A 19,266-nucleotide genomic window follows, 5' to 3' on the forward strand; every position below is an offset into this window, starting at 1 on the left:
ATCGGTTTCATTATTTTAAAAAACTAAATAAATTTTACTCCTCAAACAATTCCATCAATTCCAGCGCACGTTTAATCGACTTCACATTTTCAAAAGTCAATAACAAACGTAATCCGTTTACAGTTTGTTTTTCTTTCATTTTGCAAAGATTGCTATGTTTTTGAATAAAACTCAAAACATTTCTAAACTTAGAAGATTGGTAATAATCAGATTGCTGATCGGATACAAAATAGCCAATCATTTTACCTTGTTTCAAAACCAATTTCTCGATTCCGACTTTGGTTGCGATCCATTTTATTCTGATACTGTTTAATAAAGAAACCGCTTGTTTTGGTAATGGTCCGAAACGGTCAATTAGTTTTTTCTCGAATTCTTGTAATCCAGCTTCGTCTTTTATCGCTCCCAATTCGTTGTATAAAACCAAACGTTCAGAAACATTATTGATATATTCATCTGGGAATAAAAGCTCAAAATCGGCATCGATTTGAATGTCTTTTACGTATTCTTTAGTATCAATATCATTTTCTTCAGGATATAAATCTTTGAATTCGTTTTCCTTCAATTCCTCAATCGCTTCATTCATGATTTTTTGGTACGTATCAAAACCGATTTCATTAATAAAACCGCTTTGTTCTCCACCTAATAAATCTCCAGCTCCACGAATCTCCAAATCTTTCATTGCAATGTTGAAACCGCTTCCTAATTCGCTGAATTGCTCCAAAGCCTGAATACGTTTTCTGGCATCTTCGGTCATGGATGAATACGGCGGACAAATAAAGTAACAGAATGCTTTTTTATTGCTACGCCCTACTCGACCGCGCATTTGGTGCAAATCTGAAAGTCCGAAATTATTCGCATTATTAATGAAAATCGTGTTGGCATTTGGAACATCCAAACCACTTTCGATAATTGTGGTTGCAACCAAAACATCAAAATCTCCGTTCATAAAACCTAACATCAATTCTTCTAGTTTGGCACCGTCCATTTGTCCGTGACCAATTCCGACTCTTGCATTTGGAACCAAACGCTGAATCATTCCTGCGACTTCTTTTATATTTTCGATTCGGTTATTGATAAAGAAAACCTGTCCGTTTCTTTGAATTTCATACGAAATCGCATCACGAATAATCTCTTCATTAAAACCGACCACATTTGTTTCAATAGGATAACGGTTTGGTGGAGGTGTTGTAATTACAGATAAATCACGAGCTGCCATTAACGAAAACTGAAGCGTTCTCGGAATTGGCGTTGCTGTTAATGTCAATGTGTCGACATTGGCCGCAATAGTTTTCAATTTATCTTTTACGTTAACACCAAACTTTTGTTCCTCATCGACAATCAATAAACCTAAGTCTTTAAAAACTACATTTTTGTTTACCAATTGATGTGTTCCAATGACAATATCCAGTTTTCCTTCGGCTAAATCTTTTAAAGTCTGTGTTTTTTGTTTTGCAGTCCTAAATCGGTTTAAATAGCCAATTGTAACCGGCATATCTTTCAGACGTTCTGAGAAAGTTCTATAATGCTGATAAGCCAAAATAGTTGTCGGAACTAAAACCGCAACTTGTTTACTATTGTCAACCGCTTTAAACGCGGCACGAATGGCAACTTCTGTTTTTCCAAAACCAACGTCGCCACAAACCAAACGATCCATTGGACGATCGCTTTCCATATCGGCTTTTACTTCTGCTGTCGATTTGGTTTGATCGGGAGTATCTTCGTAAATAAACGAACTTTCTAATTCGTTTTGAAGATAACTATCAGGCGCAAATTGAAAACCTTTTTCCAATCTTCGTTTGGCATACAACTGAATCAAGTTGAACGCAATATGCTTAACACGCGCTTTGGTTTTCTGTTTTAAAATCTTCCAAGCGTTCGATCCTAATTTGTATATTTTTGGAGGTGTTCCGTCTTTTCCGTTGTATTTTGAAATTTTATGAAGCGAGTGAATACTTACATACACAATATCATTATCGGCATAAACCAATTTTATGGCTTCCTGCATTTTTCCTTCTACCTGAATTTTCTGCAATCCGCCAAACTTTCCAATTCCGTGATCGATGTGTGTTACATAATCGCCAACCGAAAGTGCCGTTAATTCTTTAAGCGTAATATTTTGCTTTTTAGAATAGCCATTTTTGATGTTGAATTTATGATAACGTTCAAAAATCTGATGATCGGTATACGCTGTTATTTGATTTTCTTCATCAATAAAACCCTGATAAAGAGGCAATACAATCGTATGATATTGTTTTCTAATATTTTCTGAATTTGCTTCGTCTAGAGATTCAAAAATATCATGAAACCTTTTAGCCTGCGTTTCATTCGAACAAAATAGATAATTAACATATCCGTTAAAATGATTTTCGCTTAAATTATTCAGCAGCAAATCAAATTGTTTATTGAAAGAAGGCTGAGGCTGAATATGGAATTCAAACTTTTTAGTGGTTTTATAAACTGGTCTTGAAGCCAATTCTACAACTGAAAAGTCTAAAGATCTTTTTATAAATGATGCCTGATTTAAAAACAATTGTTCTGGCCTGGCATGTTTTATTTCTTTCGACAATTTCTCAAAAGCTTCTTCTGCCCTTGCAAACTGTTTGTCTAACTGACTAAAAAGTCCTTCGGTATTTTGAATAAAAACAACTGTTTTTTCGGCAATATAATCTAAAAAACTCTCTCGATTTTCCTGAAAAAGCTTGTTCTCCACATTGGGAATAATCGTAATTTTTTTATGAGTCTGAACCGATAACTGCGTTTCCACATCAAAAGTTCTGATACTGTCCACTTCATTTCCAAAAAACTCAATTCTGTAAGGATGATCGTTTGAAAACGAGAATACATCGACAATTCCTCCACGAACCGAAAATTCGCCAGGTTCCGTAATAAAATCGACTCTTTTAAACTCGTATTCGAACAAAACTTCGTTGATAAAATCGATCGAAATTTTGTCGTTTAAAGCTACTTTTAAAGTGTTTTTATCGAGTTCTTTTCTGGTAACTACTTTTTCAAAAAGCGCTTCAGGGTAAGTAACAATAACTGCCGGTTTTTTTCTTGAATTGATTCTATTTAAAACCTCAGCGCGAAGCAGCACATTAGCATTATCGGTTTCACCAATTTGGTAAGGACGACGAAATGAGGCAGGATAAAACAAAACATCTTGCTCTCCAATCATCTGTTCCAAATCGTTCAAGTAATAGGCAGCCTCTTCTTTATTGTCTAAAACAATTAAAAAAGGCAATTCTGTTTTCTTAAAAACGGAACGAATTATAAATGAAACTGCAGATCCTAACAATCCGCTGATGTTCATTTTTATCTGATTTCCTTCCAGTAAATTTGTAGCAATCTGCTGCGCTTTCGGCAGATTATCGTAGGTTGTATATAAGGCGTTTTTACTCAAGTCTAGGTACTTTTTGATCTATTTGAGGCGGCGCAACAGCATTTGGAATTGCGCGTGCCGTATCTAACATTCGAAGAAAATCTTCTTCTCCTTCTTCTTTTGGAACTTTAGCTCTTTCCACAATTTTATCCATTTGTCGTTCTAATGAAATCAGTTCTTTATTGATTTCTTGAACCCAAAAAACCACTTTATCATCTGGAATTTTATTCAAATGGATAAACAAATCCAGCATTTTGATTTTAGTAATTAAAATGGAAATACGGCTTTTTATAGCTGGCTGGCTAAATTCTGTTGGAATACTATTATTTAAAGCCATCGCTTTTTTAGAAATCGCTGCCGATTTCTTCTGAAAAGCTCCAATTGTTTTTCTTGGCTTATCTCCGATTTCCTTCATAAATTCACGCCATTCTGTCCATGAATTTAATTGCGATTCTGAAATTTCATTAATCGGCTCATCTATAAACGTCCAGCCTTTATTTATATTATTAAAAATAGCTTCTTTCTTTTTAGCTTCTTTGGCATTTTCTGCACGGCGTTTTTCGTCTTCATTTTGGCAAGAAAACAATACAGCTGTCAAAAGCAGAAAAAGAGATATTTTATATTTCATTTGATAAAAACATTAAGCTACAAAGTTACAAAGTAAATTTACAATTACGAATTCTGATTGTTGCTAAAGATTCGGTAAATGATTGTTATTTTTTTGATTTAATTTAAACACTTTAAAAATTATTTTCTTTTGCAGTTTCTCAATAAAAATGCGCTTTTTCAAGGATTTTAAAAAAGGCACAAAGACACACTCTTAAAAGAGAATTATCCAACAAACAAACTTTTTCATTATTGAATTAATAATTTATGATTCAAAAAAGCATACGTAATTGCGAAAACGTTATATTTGTTTCTCTAAAAATCATTAAGAAATGAATCCAAAAATATTGATCATTGGCGCTTGCGGTCAAATTGGAACAGAACTGACCCAAAAGCTGCGCAAAATATACGGAACAGAAAATGTTATCGCTTCTGATATTCGTAAATTAAATACTGATGTTGTAAACTCAGGACCTTTTGAAGTGGTCAATGCTTTAGATTTTAATCAAATCGAACATCTGGTAGAAGTACATCAAATTACAGATGTTTATTTAATGGCGGCACTTTTGTCTGCTACCGCCGAAAAAAATCCTGCATTTGCTTGGGATTTAAATATGAATTCGCTTTTTCATGTCTTGAATTTAGCGAAAGCAAAAAAAATTAAGAAAATCTTCTGGCCATCGAGTATTGCCGTTTTCGGACCAACGACCCCAAAAGAAAATACGCCTCAATATACCGTAATGGAACCTTCAACTGTTTACGGAATTAGTAAACAAGCAGGAGAAAGATGGTGCGAATACTATCATAATATTTATGGCGTTGATGTACGCAGTATTCGTTACCCTGGTTTAATTAGCTGGTCTACACCTCCAGGCGGCGGAACAACAGATTATGCTGTTGATATTTTCTACAAAGCAATTGCTGACAAAAAATACGAATGCTTTTTATCATCAGAAACTAAAATGCCGATGATGTATATGGATGATGCGATTGATGCGACAATAAACATTATGAAAGCGCCTGTTGAAGAAATCAAAATTCATTCTTCTTATAATTTAGCTGCGATGAGTTTTACTCCGACTGAAATTGCTGCAGAAATTAAAAAACATATTCCTGAATTCGAGATTACTTATAATCCAGATTTCCGTCAGAAAATTGCGGACAGCTGGCCAGCAAGTATTGATGACAGTTCTGCAAGAGAAGATTGGGGATGGAATCATAAATTTGATTTGGAATCTATGACTAAAGATATGATTGAGCATTTGAGTTAGATCAATAAAATTGAATAGCGTCCAGCTTTAGCTGGATGTAAAAATGAATTCAACAAAAAGGGCTTTAGCTAAAACTGTCACGGTTTGGCTAAAGCCCTTTTCAATTCAAATATTATTCCTCCAGCTAAAACTGGAGGCAATTAAAGTTTTATTAGTTTGTCATTTCGACTGAAAGGAGAAATCGCACTAGAAACTCGACAAAGATTGACGATTCTCTTTGCGGATTCACGAGTGTGATTTCTCCTTTCAGTCGAAATGACAAGAATAGAATGTTTTGAACAAAAACCTAAATCTAAATCTTTAAAAGAAGCCAATTGTTTGTATCTAGCCCCGATGGAGGCGGTATCCTTGCTGGCCCGACGTCGGGCAACAGCGAGATATAGCCGAGAGCGGGAAACCATGTTTATTAAAATGCATTTTGTCGTGCTCCTGATCATTAAAATAAAAAGTCCCGTCAATTTCTTAAACGGGACTTTTTTAAATTGTTATTTTTAAAGATTACTTCACTTCAAAAACATTATTTGCTTGTTTTACATCAGCCATTAATCCGCTTGGATCGATAGTGATTTTTTTGATTGCTGTTTTGTTTTTGTCAATTGTAAAACTATAGTTTTGTTGTGCCCAAGCCCAATCTTCTAAAACTGTTCTTTTTGTATTTGGATTTGGATTCGGTTTAATGAAATTCATCATTCTTAACGGAATATAAAACGTTTCAGAAGTTCCGTCTGTATAATCTACTTTTAAATCAATTGGCATCGGCATTCTTCCGATTCTTTCTAAAGTTACAGTTGTTTTTCCTGCATTATCCGCAACATCTTTGATTCCGTAATCGATCGTATTTAATGTTTGTGTCCAATCTGTTAAATACCAATCTAACTCGGCGCCAGAAACTCTTTCTGCAGATCTTTTGATATCATTTGGAGTTGGATGCTTGAATTTGAAATCGTTGAAATATCTTTTTAAAGTTGCATCTACATTTTCTTTCCCGATTACATATTCTAATTGAGAAAGGAAAAGACTTCCTTTAATGTAAGACGAAATACTGTACGGACGGTTTTCGTCATAGCGATCTCCGTGCGTGCTTTGCGGCTGCTCTTTACCAGAATTTACCAAACTGTAATACGCCGCATAATTTCCTTTAAACGGATTCACTTCTTTTTTGTCGCCTTTTAATTCATTCAAAGCACTGTCTTCGATGTACGTTGTAAAACCTTCATCCATCCAAGGATGTTTTGATTCGTTTGAAGCCAAAATATGCTGAAACCAAGAGTGTCCTAATTCGTGAGTTGCAGTTCCAAGAATTCCTTCAAGAGTTCCGTTTCCTAACATTAAAGTACACATTGCATACTCCATTCCACCGTCTCCGCCTTGAATAAATGAGTATTGTTTGTACGGATATGCTCCAACTCTTTGGTTGTAATACTCCATAACTTTTACCATTAGCGGCTCTAACTGTTTCCAGTTTTCGGCTACTTTTGGCGTGTTTTTGTAGAAGAAATGCAAATCGACATCGTTTGGTCCTTTTACAATATCATGTGCATAATCTTTGTCTGCTGCCCAAGTAAAATCGTGAACATTTGGTGCAATAAAATGCCATGTTAATGTTTTTGCTTTTTTAGGATATGCAACAGTTACGCCTTCATCTTCATAACCGTGTCCGATTGCATTTTTGTCTTGTAAATATCCCGAACCTCCAATCGTGTATTCTTTGTCGATTGTAATTTTTACATCAAAATTACCCCAAACTCCGTGAAACTCTCTTGCAATATATGGATCTGCGTGCCATCCTTCGAAATCAAATTCGGCTAATTTTGGATACCATTGCGACATTGAAAGTTCAATTCCTTCACTATTGTTTCTTCCAGAACGACGAACTTGAACCGGCACTTGTCCGTCGAAATCTAATGTGAAAGTAGATTTAGAATTTGGTAAAATTGGTTTCGCCAAAGTCACTTCCAAAATAGTTCCCGAAACTCTTGTTTGAGCAGCAGCACCATCTTGTTTGAAATTTGTAATTTTTAAGAACCCAATTTCATTTGGTTTTAAAGTTTCAATACGACTTTGTTTTACTTCTTTTCCATCAGCACCTTTTACTTTGTTTACCATTCTACCATCTGGATCTTTGATAAAGTGCAAACGAGCATCCATTTCGCTTCCTGGCTGGAAAGCATTTGGAAATAAATGATAGAATACCTTTTTTAAAGTATCCGGAGAATTATTGGTATAAACTAATTCTTGTTTCCCTTTGTATTGATAGTTTTTTACATCCATTGCAACCTCCATTTTATAATCGGCATGTTGTTGCCAATATGGGGCACTTTGTGCAAAAGCGGAACTAAAACCCAAACTTAGGAAAGAAAGTAAAATAATTTTTCGCATTGTAGATATGTAATAGAAAATGGAAGAGCGTTGACTCTTCCATTAGGTTAATAGTGTATTATTCTTTATTTTTTAGACATCTTTTCAGCCATTAATAAAGCGTTATAAGCATTTACCATTTTTGCTGTTTTTGATGATTCTGCTGAAGAAACAGCAACTGGTTTTTCTTGCGGATTTTCACTTTTTCCAAGAACAACCTTTGAAGGAAGCGCTACTCCAGAATCCATTAAAATCTTTTTAACTTGAGCTGCTTTTAATTTCGGATAGTATGAACGAATCAATGCTGCTACACCAGCCGCATTTGGAGACGCCATTGAAGTTCCTTGCAAATATTTGTATTGGTTGTTTGGAACTGTTGCGTAAATTTCTTCACCTGGTGCAAAAACGTCTACGTTGATTTTTCCAAAGTTTGAAAATGGTGCCACAACCGTTTCGCCATATTCTTTATTAATTGCTCCAATGGTAATTACATTGTCTGCAAATTCTTTTACGTTGTCTTCTGAGTCATTTGGATAATTAATGTTTTTTGTTTCATCAATATTGTATCCGTCATTTCCTGCTGCGTGAACGATTAAAACGTCTTTTTTAGCGGCATATTTAATAGCATCGTAAACCCATTGTTTGTGCGGAGAAAAGCTTTTTCCGAAACTTCCGTTAATTACTTTTGCGCCATTATCTACTGCATAACGAATTGCCAATGCAATATCTTTATCATATTCGTCTCCATCTGGCACCGCTCTAACTGTTAAAATCTCAACATTTGGAGAAGCAACTCCGTCTCCACCTAAATTATTTCCTCTAATTTGAGCAATAATTCCGGCAACGTGAGTTCCATGAAGTGCTTTTTCTTTATCTGGACCAAAAACAACGTTATTTCCGTATTTCGTGTTTTTAATATCTTCTGGATTATCACCTACGATTTTTCTTCCGTCAAAATCTTTGTTTAGATTGTAATTTAACTGATCGTAAACTTGATCTTTGTATTCTCCAAAATCAGCTTCAGGATTGAAAGTTGGACCAGCATTTGTAAAAATCTGAGTCATAATTCTTTTGCTTTCTAAAACTTTTGGATCAGTAGAATTAATAGAACTTAAATCTTCTAATTTATAATCTGTTTTATTAAGAGCTTTTTTAACAGTATTATGAATATCTAATAAACGATCTACCTGCTTCTTATCTTGTAAAGCTTCCTCATACTTTTCAGTATATTGCGCTAAAGCTTCTTTGTATTGAGCAGAACCGTCATCACCTTTTTTAACAACACGTGTCATTTCAAGATTTTCGTGTACTGCATCTCCAAGAAAATTCCATCCGTGAACGTCATCGATAAATCCGTTTTTATCATCGTCGATTCCGTTTCCTGGAATTTCTTTAGTATTTGTCCAGATCATTCCTTTAAGATCTTCGTGCTCGATATCTACACCAGAGTCTACGATACCTACAATTACTTTCTGTCCTTTTTTTCCTTGAAGTAATTCAGCCCAAGCTCTATCAACACTCATTCCCGGAATAGAATCTTTTACCAAATCTAGGTGACTCCATCTTTTTAATTCATTTTCACTAACTGGTGCTTTTTTTACAACTGCTAACGGAGCAACAATTGGCTGTTTTGGCACTGAATTTTGCGCTTGCAAACTTGCGCTGCAGCCTGCTAAAACAAGTAATGCAAAAGCAGATAATTTAAGAGGTTTTATATGACTCATCTATCTATAAATATAAGTAAAGTTAAAAGATGGGTCTAAATTATGATTTTTTGTTACAAAAAACTAACTGTTAACAATGTGTTATGAAATTTTGACCAAAATTATCACGTCTCAAAGACCACACAATTCTTTAGAAATCAATTTTTTAGAACTAATCTGATTAAAAAAACAATAGACTGGTTCCGTATTATTTTTCTTCCACAAAATATTTTTTATACGCTTACGGAATCACGTAAGGAATCTCCGAATATTAGTATTAAACTTGCGCGACCTAATTCTAAACCATTTCTATGAAAACAAAACTACTCTTGTTGCTATTATTAGCAAATTTTTCTATTTATGCGCAAACAAACTTAGTCTCTAACGGAGATTTTGAAACTTGGACCGCATTTTCTCAACCAACTGATTGGTTCCGTTTCTCAAATGGCCTCTTATATCAAGATTCTGATGCACAAAAGGGCTCTTCAAGTACAAAAATGGAGATTACAAGCGGGACTTTTCACTATATCAATAGCAGTCCTTTTGCTACTCAATCAGGAAAAACGTATCGTGTTACGATGTATCATAAACTTTTTTCTGGAACGATTACTTCTGTAGAGTTAAGCTTAACAAAAGCTGATGTTTTTAAAACACCAATAACAAAAAAGGAAGAAACAACTTCAGTAAATTCTGCTTGGCAAAAAATCGAATTTGATTATATTGCCACAACTACTCAAAATGCTGAAATTAGTATTTGGGTGAAAGGAACAACTGGAACTCAAATTTTGGTCGATAACGTTTCTATTGTAGATGTTGCAGATATTGGACCAAAATACACACTTATACCAGATATAAACTTTGAAAATGAACTTATAGCATTAGGTGTAGACTCTGGCGCTCCTGATGGAAAAGTTTTAACTTCTAAAGTCTATACTGTAACCAATCTATATCTATACAGAAAAAACATCGCAGATATTTCTGGAATACAAGACTTTACAAGCCTACAGCGCCTGGATGCTAGTCAAAATCTATTGACAAATATAGATGTATCAAACAATACCAATTTAACAAATTTATCTGTAAACGGGAATAAGCTAACAAACCTTAATATTTCTAAAAATACCAGTTTAACAAGTTTATCTGTAGACTCTAACAGTCTAACAACCCTTGATATTTCTAAAAATACCAAATTAACCAATTTAAGCTTTGACACTAATAAACTTACTTCTATAGATTTAAGTTTTACGCCTTTAATAACGGAATTGAGTTTTAATTATTGTCAGATAACTTCTGTTGATCTAAGCAATTTAAAATTACTTCGTCGATTAAATATTATAGACTGTAGGATGCCTTCTATAGACTTAAGTAATAATAAGTCTTTGATTTCTTTATGGGCTCGAGACAACAAATTTACAACCCTAAATCTCTCTGAAAACAAAGAATTAGTAAATCTTACATGCGATAGTAATTTGCTAACAGCATTAGACGTAAGTGCAAATACGAAACTAGAATATTTAAATTTTTCTTCTAATCCTATTGCAAACATAGATTTAAAATCGAATATTAATTTAAAAGCTTTGGAAATTTATAATACTAAGCTAAGCGAACTTGACTTGAGCAAGAATAAACTTTTAATTGGTTTAAAATGTCACGACAATTCTAATTTAAAGACATTGAATTTACGAAATGGACAAAATACCAATTTACTTAAATCTTTTACTTATTGGACAGGAATTAATGGCAGTCCTCGAGAATCAAGTTTTAAAAACAATTCAAGCTTATCATGTATTTTAGTAGATAACGTTTCTTATTCTAAAACAAATTGGTCAACTCTTATAGATGGTGGCGAATATACTTTAGATTGCGCTACTTTAGCTTATACCTTAATTCCAGATTCAAATTTTGAACAAAAATTAATTGATTTAGGAATTGATAAAGATGGGAAAAATGGGAAAGTATTGACTTCTAGCATTTCTTACTTAACTACTTTAAATGTTACTAAAGCCAATATTACAGAGCTTACAGGAATTCAGGATTTTACTGCGCTTACAATTTTAAATTGTTCTGAAAATGCTTTAACAACACTTGATCTTTCAACAAACGTAAATCTAAAAACATTAACGGTTAGCAAAAACCAATTGAAGTCTATAAATACTTCAAAAAATATAGCTCTAGATTATTTTGCTGGTAATAATAACCTATTTACTGCTTTAGATTTTTCTGCGAATACTGAATTATCTAAAATATATATTACCGATAACGTCTTAACTAGTTTAAATGTATCTAAAAACAGTAAATTGACAACTTTATGGTGTCAAAGAAATAAACTGCCAACTTTGGATATTTCTAACAATTTAGCATTAACTGAATTTGTTTGTGAAAGAAATGAGTTAGAAGCCTTAAATGTTTCTAAAAACACAGCGTTAATATCTTTATCTTGTTCCCAAAACAAAATAAAAAGTTTAGATGTTTCTCAAAATACGTTGCTGAAAATGTTTGACTGTTCCATCAACAAATTGGAAAGTTTGAATCTAAAAAATGGAAACAATAAATTGCTTGACAAAGCTAACTTATTCTTTTTTTCTAATTTAAGCTTAAAATGTATTTTAGTAGATGATGTAACATATTCTAATACAAATTGGGCTACTTCAATTAAAGACTCTGGTGCTTCTTACAATATTGATTGTACTGTTTATACTTTGATTCCAGATTCAAATTTTGAAGATAAATTAATTGCTTTACAAATTGACAAAGATGGTAAAAATGGTAAAGTCGCCACTGCAAGTATCGCTAATGTAACTTCATTAGATGTTCAATCAAGTAATATTAAAGATCTTACAGGAATTCAAGATTTTACATCGTTAACATATTTGGATGCTAATTATAACAGCATTAGCAATATCGACGTTAGTAATAATAAATTACTAATTAAACTAGCATTGCACGAAAATAAATTAACTAGTTTAAATGTTACTAAAAACGTTAATTTATACAACTTAATGTTTTCTAAAAATCAAATTTCAACAATAGATTTATCACAAAACAAGGCTCTTGTTCATTTAACTGCGGATAGAAATTTACTAAGCAGTCTTAACATATCTGCAAATACAAAGCTAGAGTCTCTATATTGTGGTGATAATAATTTGACAGCCCTAGATGTATCACATCAACCAAATCTTTTACAATTAAATTGTACTTTTACTTCAATTTCACAAATTGATGTTTCAACAAACAAAAAATTAGAAAATTTATATTTCGACAATGCCCAGTTGACAACTTTGGATGTGAGCAATAACACTCTTTTAAAAAGAATAAACGTTAGTAATAACTTATTAAAATCTTTAGACTTATCTCATAATCCTATTCTAGAGCTTGTTTTAATACGATTCAATCCTATAACTACATTAAATCTTCAAAACGGAAATAATGAAAACTTTATATTGCCTCCAACAAGCGGAACAAATAAAACCGCAGCCGTAATTGATGCTTGTAATTTCTTAAACAATAAGAATCTTTCATGTATTCAAGTTGACAATGTAGAATTTTCTAACGCTAATTGGTCAGCTATTAAAGATGCAACAGCAAATTACAATTTAGATTGTAGATCATACACATTAATTCCTGATGCTGCATTTGAAGATAAATTGATTGCATTGCAAATTGATAAAGATGGTAAAAATGGAAAAGTACTAACTTCAAGCATTGCTGTCGTTACGACGTTAGACGTTTCATCAAGTTCTATTAAAGATCTTACTGGAATTCAGGATTTTGTTTCTTTGAAAGTTTTAAATTGTAGTACAAACCAATTAACTTCTTTAACTCCTGCAAACAATCTTTCATTAACAGAATTAAATGTTTCTTACAATGCTTTAACAACTCTTGATGTTAGCAAAAACAAGGCATTGACGGCATTAAATGTTTCAAATAATAATTTAAATTCTTTGAATGTAAAAAATGGTTTCAATACCAATATGGATTGGTTTAGTGTGAATTTTACAAAAAATGCTTCTTTAAGCTGTATTCAGGTTGATAATGCGAAATATTCTAATGACAACTGGAACGGAAAACTAGACAAAACTTCTTATTTTACAGAAGATTGCAACGCATTTACGCTTATTCCGGACAGCAATTTTGAAGATGAATTAATCGCCTTAAAAATTGATATTGATGGTAAAAACGGAAAAGTTTTAACCTCAACTATTTCAACTGTTAAAGACTTAAATGTTCAATTGAGCGATATTAAAGATTTAACAGGAATTCAAGATTTTACATCTCTTGAATATTTAAACTGCCAATTCAATCTTTTAACTTCTTTGAATGTATCTAAAAATTCAAAATTAATTGAATTGTACACGCATGGAAATGATTTGACAACATTGGACGTATCTGCAAATACTGCTCTTACAACTTTGTATGCCAACAAAAACAAACTGACTGCTTTGGATTTATCTAAAAACACCAAATTGGTTTATGTGAATGTTGCGGAGAATTCATTGAAAACGTTAAACCTTAAAAATGGCAACAACAGCAATTTTACAGGTGCATTGCTAAACAAAAATACATCTTTAACTTGTATCACAGTTGACAATCCATCTTTTGCTGCTTCAAGCGGTGTGTTCTTTAAAGATACAGCAGCGACATATTCGGCAACCTGTACATTAGGACTTGAAGATTCTGTTTTCAGTAAAGCAACACTATACCCGAACCCGACAAAAGGTGAAGTTAACATTAACAATGTTTCTTTAGAAAAAGCAACTGTTTACAATTCTTTAGGACAACTGGTTAAAACATTTGTTTTAAATAACGGCGAAACTAGTAATACTATAAATTTATCTGGTTTGCCGAGAGGAGTTTATTTTGTGTATTTAATTAGCGGAGATGCCGCTTCTGCGAAAAAAATAATTGTTGAATAATCATAATTATTTAAAATAAAAAATCCCGTTTTCAACTTTTAGAAAACGGGATTTTTCATACAATTTATAGAATAAATACTGTATTATTGTACTGCCCATAATTTTGAAATTATAGCCTATGAAAACAAAACTACTCTTGTTATTCTTATTATCAAATTTCTTTCTTCATGCTCAATATACCTTAATTCCTGATGCTAATTTTGAAAAAAAATTAATAGCTCTCGGCATTGATTCGGGTACTGCAGACGGTCAAGTTCTAACTGCTGATGTTGCTAAGGTTACCTCTCTAAGTGTTTCAACAAGCAGTATATCAGATTTAACTGGAATTCAAGATTTTACTTCCTTACAATACCTTAATTGTTATGGAAACGCAATAAAAATTCTTGATCTTTCTAAAAACACAAATTTAAATAGATTAGACTGTTCTGATAATAAATTAATCAGCCTTAATTTAAAAACAGGAAAAAGAGCCACCTCATTTGAACTAAATACAACTTACAATTATTCTTTAGAGTGTATTTTGGTTGATGATGTTGCGTTGACTTCAAATTGGAGAAAAAAAACAGATGCTCTTACTAAATTCAATAGTGTTGCTTGCTACATTTATACCAGCATTCGAGATGAAAATTTTGAAAAAAAATTAATATCCTTAGGCATCGATAAAGATGGAAAAAATGGAAAAGTTATAACCACAGACATTTATTCGGTTACTAGTTTAGATTTATCCTTTAGCGGTATCAACGATTTAACTGGGCTTGAAGATTTCGCTTCGCTAAAAAATTTAAACTTTACTGGTAATGATATTCCTTATTTCGATTCTTCCATTTATCCTAATTTGGAATCATTGAATTGTTCTTCAAATTTACTCAAGTCTTTAAACATTACTAAAAATTTAAAACTGAACTCTCTTGATTGTTCAAAAAACGACCTTTCTAGTTTAAATCTCCAAAACGGAAAAAATACTTCTTTGGTTTCTGTCAATATTAAATCGAATCCCAAGTTGTCATGCGTATTAGTTGATAATTCAGAATATTCGACATCAAACTGGACAAACAAAGATGTTAACACAAGCTTTAATCAAACGGTTTGTACACCAGAATATACTCTTATTCCTGATCCTTATTTTGAAAACAGACTTATTTTTCTAGGATATGATACTGATGGAAAAAACGGAAAAATACAAACTCAGAACATCGTGTACATTAAATCTTTAGATCTTTCTGGAAGTTCAATTACAAATTTAACAGGAATTCAGGATTTTAAATCTTTAAAAGTTTTAGACTGTAGCAATAATAAATTAAAATCATTAGATATTACTAAGAATATCAATTTAGAAAAACTAGAAGCCTATTCTAATCTAATAGCTGGCACAATTGACATTTCTCAAAATCTAAAGCTTACTAGTTTTAATGCTTCTCAAAATTATTTAACGAATTTAGATTTCTCCAAAAACCTTGCTTTAAAGCAAATGCGCTGTTATGGAAACCTTTTAAGCGATATTAATCTTACACAAAACTTAGCCTTAACTGGATTGTTCATTGATGGAAATAAATTAACAACAATCGATATCTCTAAAAATGGCGCTTTAGTAGATCTTTATTGCTCCGAAAATGAACTCACATCTCTTGATCTTTCTAATAATTCTCTATTAGAAAGAATATATTGTAAAAAAAATAAGTTAACCAATATTAATATTTCTAAAAATTTACTGGCATACGAACTTGATGTTTCTCAAAATCAATTAACAGATATTGATATTTCTAACAATAAAAATGTTGGATGGTTTTTTTGTGACCAAAACAAATTAACACAATTAGATCTTTCTCAAAACATAAACTTGACTTGGTTAAACTGTGGTTCCAATTTGCTGACAGGTTTAAATTTTTCAAATAACGTTTCTTTAGATCGAATTTATTTTGGAGGCAATAAAAACCTGTTAAATGTTAATTTAAAAAATGGTACAAATAAAAGCATAGTGAGTATTACGTCTCATTACAATCCTAATTTAAATTGTATTTTAGTCGATGATGCTGCTTATGCAACTTCAAAATGGTCTCAGAATAAAGACTCGCATATTGTTTTTAGCGACACGCCTTGTACACTATACACAACAATTCCTGACATTAATTTCGAAAATAAATTAATTGCTTTGGGTATAGATTCTGAAGCGCCAGATGGAAAAATACTTACTTCAAAAATTTCAACAATTATTTCTTTAGATGTATCATCAAGTAATATCACGGATTTATCTGGAATACAAGATTTTACTTCGCTACAAGATTTAAAGTGTAATTCTAATCAGCTAAAAAGTTTAAACATTTCAAAAAATATTGCCTTAATTAATCTAGACTGCAGCTCTAATCAATTAATAAATTTGAATGTTTCAAAAAATAAAGCGTTAAAAAATTTAAATTGTAATTCTAATAAACTTGCAGTTTTAAACATTTCAGAAAATGCATTCCTATCCAATTTAGATTGTCATTCTAATCTAATAACTTCTCTTGACATTTCTCCAAATATTGATTTAAAAAGCCTTAATTGTCAAGATAATAATTTGGCTACTTTGAATTTAAAAAATGGAAATAACAAGCAGTTGATTAAACCAAATTTTAAAAACAATTCTAATTTGACTTGCATTACAGTTGATGATGCCAATTATTCTAACAGCAATTGGATGGATTCTAAAGATGCTTCGGTTAATTACAACGTAGATTGTTTCTCTAATTATACTTTAATTCCAGATTCAAATTTTGAAAATAAACTAATCGATTTAGGAATTGACAAAGATGGTAAGAATGGAAAAGTGCTAACTTCTAGCATTAAAGAAGTAATTTCATTAAATGTTTCTTACAGCTCAATAAGTAGTTTGACAGGAATTGAGGCTTTTGAAAATTTAGAAATTTTAAATTGTCAAAATAATAATTTAGCAACCTTAAACATTTCAGATAATTTAGAACTTAAGGAACTGAATTCTTCTCATAATCCTTTACTGGTTTTAGATGTTTCTGGAAATCCTAATCTTATCAATTTAAATTGCGGATTCAATTTATTATCAAAATTGGATTTATCTTCAAATCCGTCTTTAAAGAATTTAGATTGTTCTTCGAATAACTTAGAATATTTGGATGTATCTAAAAACAAAATGCTGGTTACTGTAGATTGTAATTCAAATCAAATTAAAAAACTGGATTTTTCAAAAAACCCAAATTTAACCACATTAAACTGCAGCAGCAACAATTTGGCTAACCTGAATATTCAAAATGCTAATAACATTAAATTATCTTCTTATAATTTTAAACTGAATACAAAACTAAGCTGCATTCAGGTAGATGATCTTTTGTATTCAAATACAAACTGGTTTAACGCAAAAGATAATTATGTTGTATACAGTGTAACAGCTTGTACACAATACACGCTTATTCCAGATCAAAATTTCGAGAATTTTCTAATTAGATCTGGATATGATAAAACCTATAATGGACTTCATGATGGAAAAGTTGAAACTGCAAATATAAAATCCATTAAAAGATTAGACATGTATCTTAAAAGTATTGAAGATTTAACCGGAATTCAAGATTTTGAAGATTTAAACTATTTAGATTGTAGTGACAATAATTTGACAACCATTGATTTGTCAAAAAACCTTTCACTAACCTATTTAGACTGTGGTTCGAATCGTTTAACCAATATAGATATTTCTAAAAATTTAGCTTTACAAACATTAAAATGCGACTATATCGACAATCATCATAATAGAGGATTAACAACTATTGATATCTCTAATAATTTAGCTTTAACTTATTTGAGTTGCTGGGATAGTAGGCTTAGAACTCTTGATGTTTCTAACAACAAAGCTTTAAAAGAATTGCATTGTTATTATAATATGCTTACTAGTCTAGATGTTTCTAACAACAAAGCTTTAACTAATTTACAATGCACTGGGAATCTATTAACTACTCTAGATTTAACGAATCAATCAGCATTAATAATCTTTAGATGCCATGAAAATAGATTAACAGAACTTAATTTAAAAAACGGGAAAAATAATCTGCTGGATAGTAAAGAAATAAATTTTGCAACAAATCCATATTTAAACTGTATACAAGTTGACGATATTCTGTATTCGAATACAAATTGGGCTGGTAAAAAAGATGCCATTGCAACATTTAGCACAAATTGCGGTATTGCAAATACTTACACAATGATTCCAGATCATAATTTTGAGCAAAAATTAATTGACTTAGGAATTGATGATGTGCTAGATAGTAAAGTGGCAAATCAAAATATAAATACTATTATTGATTTGGATCTTTCAAACAGTAACATTACAAATTTAAAAGGTATTGAGAATTTTCCAGCATTAAAATCTTTAAACAGCAGTACTAATAATTTAGCGACTTTAGATCTTAGTAAAAATGCTAATCTGGAGATATTAAATGCATCTTCTAATCAAATTACAACATTAGATTTGTCTAGAAATACTAAACTTAATGTTGTTTATGTAATAACAAATCCGCTTACGAATCTAAATATTAAAAACGGAAACAATAGCAACTTCATTCTTGCTTCCGAAACAGCAAAACAGTTCAATGCTAATGTTGCAACAACCTTTTTAGGACTTACAACTTTAAGTTGCATTAATGTTGACAATGCAGCTTATTCTAACGCCAATTGGTCTAAAATTAAAGAAAGTAAAACAACATATTCTGAAAATTGTCAAGCACTTGGAATAGAAGATTCTGTTTTCGACAAGGCAGTTGTTTATCCAAATCCAACAAAAGGCGAGGTTCATATTAATAACATTGTTTTAGAAAAAGCAAACGTTTACAATTCGTTAGGACAATTAGTAAAATCCTTCATTTTCAACAATACCGAAACTAATAACACCGTAAATCTATCTGGTTTGCCAAGAGGCGTGTATTATGTGTATTTAATAAATGGAGATGCCGCTTCAGCGAAAAAAATAATTGTAGAATAATGAGTCAAAATAATAATCCTGTTTTCAAACTATTGAAAATGGGATTTTAAAAGTTTTT

The 19,266-nt window shown here is 31.7% G+C and carries 7 protein-coding genes; 3 read left to right on the forward strand and 4 right to left on the reverse strand.

The genetic code is table 11. The features are described from left to right. Nucleotides 1–34: 34 nt before the first annotated feature. Nucleotides 35–3,400, reverse strand: a complete 3,366-nt coding sequence (mfd, locus tag LL966_RS11520) for a transcription-repair coupling factor (protein WP_229353313.1) — start codon at nucleotides 3,398–3,400, stop codon at nucleotides 35–37. Then, the gene (locus tag LL966_RS11525; protein ID WP_229353315.1) at nucleotides 3,393–4,007 is read right to left on the reverse strand and encodes a hypothetical protein; all 615 of its coding nucleotides are present in this window, start codon (nucleotides 4,005–4,007) and stop codon (nucleotides 3,393–3,395) included. Before LL966_RS11525 ends, mfd begins: the two co-directional genes overlap by 8 nt. A 310-nt stretch (nucleotides 4,008–4,317) precedes the next feature. On the opposite strand from LL966_RS11525, the gene LL966_RS11530 reads away from it, so the two are divergent. Beyond that, entirely contained in the window at nucleotides 4,318–5,256 is a 939-nt protein-coding gene (locus LL966_RS11530; protein WP_229353317.1) for an L-threonine 3-dehydrogenase, read from the forward strand. Nucleotides 5,257–5,754: 498 nt separating this feature from the next. On the opposite strand, the gene LL966_RS11535 is transcribed toward LL966_RS11530, so the two are convergent. Together LL966_RS11535 and LL966_RS11540 are read right to left on the reverse strand one after the other, a co-directional pair. Then, nucleotides 5,755–7,635, reverse strand: coding sequence for a M1 family metallopeptidase (locus LL966_RS11535; protein WP_229353318.1), 1,881 nt, complete (start codon nucleotides 7,633–7,635; stop codon nucleotides 5,755–5,757). A gap of 65 nt (nucleotides 7,636–7,700) precedes the next feature. Then, nucleotides 7,701–9,338 carry a S8 family peptidase gene (locus LL966_RS11540; protein ID WP_229353319.1) on the reverse strand — a complete coding sequence of 546 codons (1,638 nt, stop codon included), beginning with the start codon at nucleotides 9,336–9,338 and terminating at the stop codon, nucleotides 7,701–7,703. Between the two features lie 290 nt (nucleotides 9,339–9,628). Between LL966_RS11540 and LL966_RS11545 the strand changes: the two genes are divergently transcribed. Next, a complete protein-coding gene (locus tag LL966_RS11545; protein WP_229353320.1) occupies nucleotides 9,629–14,230 on the forward strand; it encodes a T9SS type A sorting domain-containing protein in 4,602 nt (1,533 codons plus the stop codon). Nucleotides 14,231–14,348: 118 nt separating this feature from the next. Then, nucleotides 14,349–19,208 (forward strand): T9SS type A sorting domain-containing protein, encoded by a 4,860-nt coding sequence (locus tag LL966_RS11550; protein WP_229353321.1) that lies wholly within the window; start codon nucleotides 14,349–14,351, stop codon nucleotides 19,206–19,208. Nucleotides 19,209–19,266 lie beyond the last annotated feature (58 nt).

The organism is Flavobacterium chungbukense (genome assembly GCF_020805785.1).
Lineage (GTDB): Bacteria > Bacteroidota > Bacteroidia > Flavobacteriales > Flavobacteriaceae > Flavobacterium > Flavobacterium chungbukense.

What these genes read in the sequence shown, in the direction of transcription:
- LL966_RS11530 (WP_229353317.1), top strand. Translation starts at nt 4,318, where the DNA reads ATGAATCCAAAAATATTGATCATTGGCGCTTGCGGTCAAATTGGAACA.
- LL966_RS11545 (WP_229353320.1), top strand. Translation starts at nt 9,629, where the DNA reads ATGAAAACAAAACTACTCTTGTTGCTATTATTAGCAAATTTTTCTATT.
- LL966_RS11535 (WP_229353318.1), bottom strand. Translation starts at nt 7,635, where the DNA reads ATGCGAAAAATTATTTTACTTTCTTTCCTAAGTTTGGGTTTTAGTTCC.
- LL966_RS11540 (WP_229353319.1), bottom strand. Translation starts at nt 9,338, where the DNA reads ATGAGTCATATAAAACCTCTTAAATTATCTGCTTTTGCATTACTTGTT.
- LL966_RS11525 (WP_229353315.1), bottom strand. Translation starts at nt 4,007, where the DNA reads ATGAAATATAAAATATCTCTTTTTCTGCTTTTGACAGCTGTATTGTTT.
- LL966_RS11550 (WP_229353321.1), top strand. Translation starts at nt 14,349, where the DNA reads ATGAAAACAAAACTACTCTTGTTATTCTTATTATCAAATTTCTTTCTT.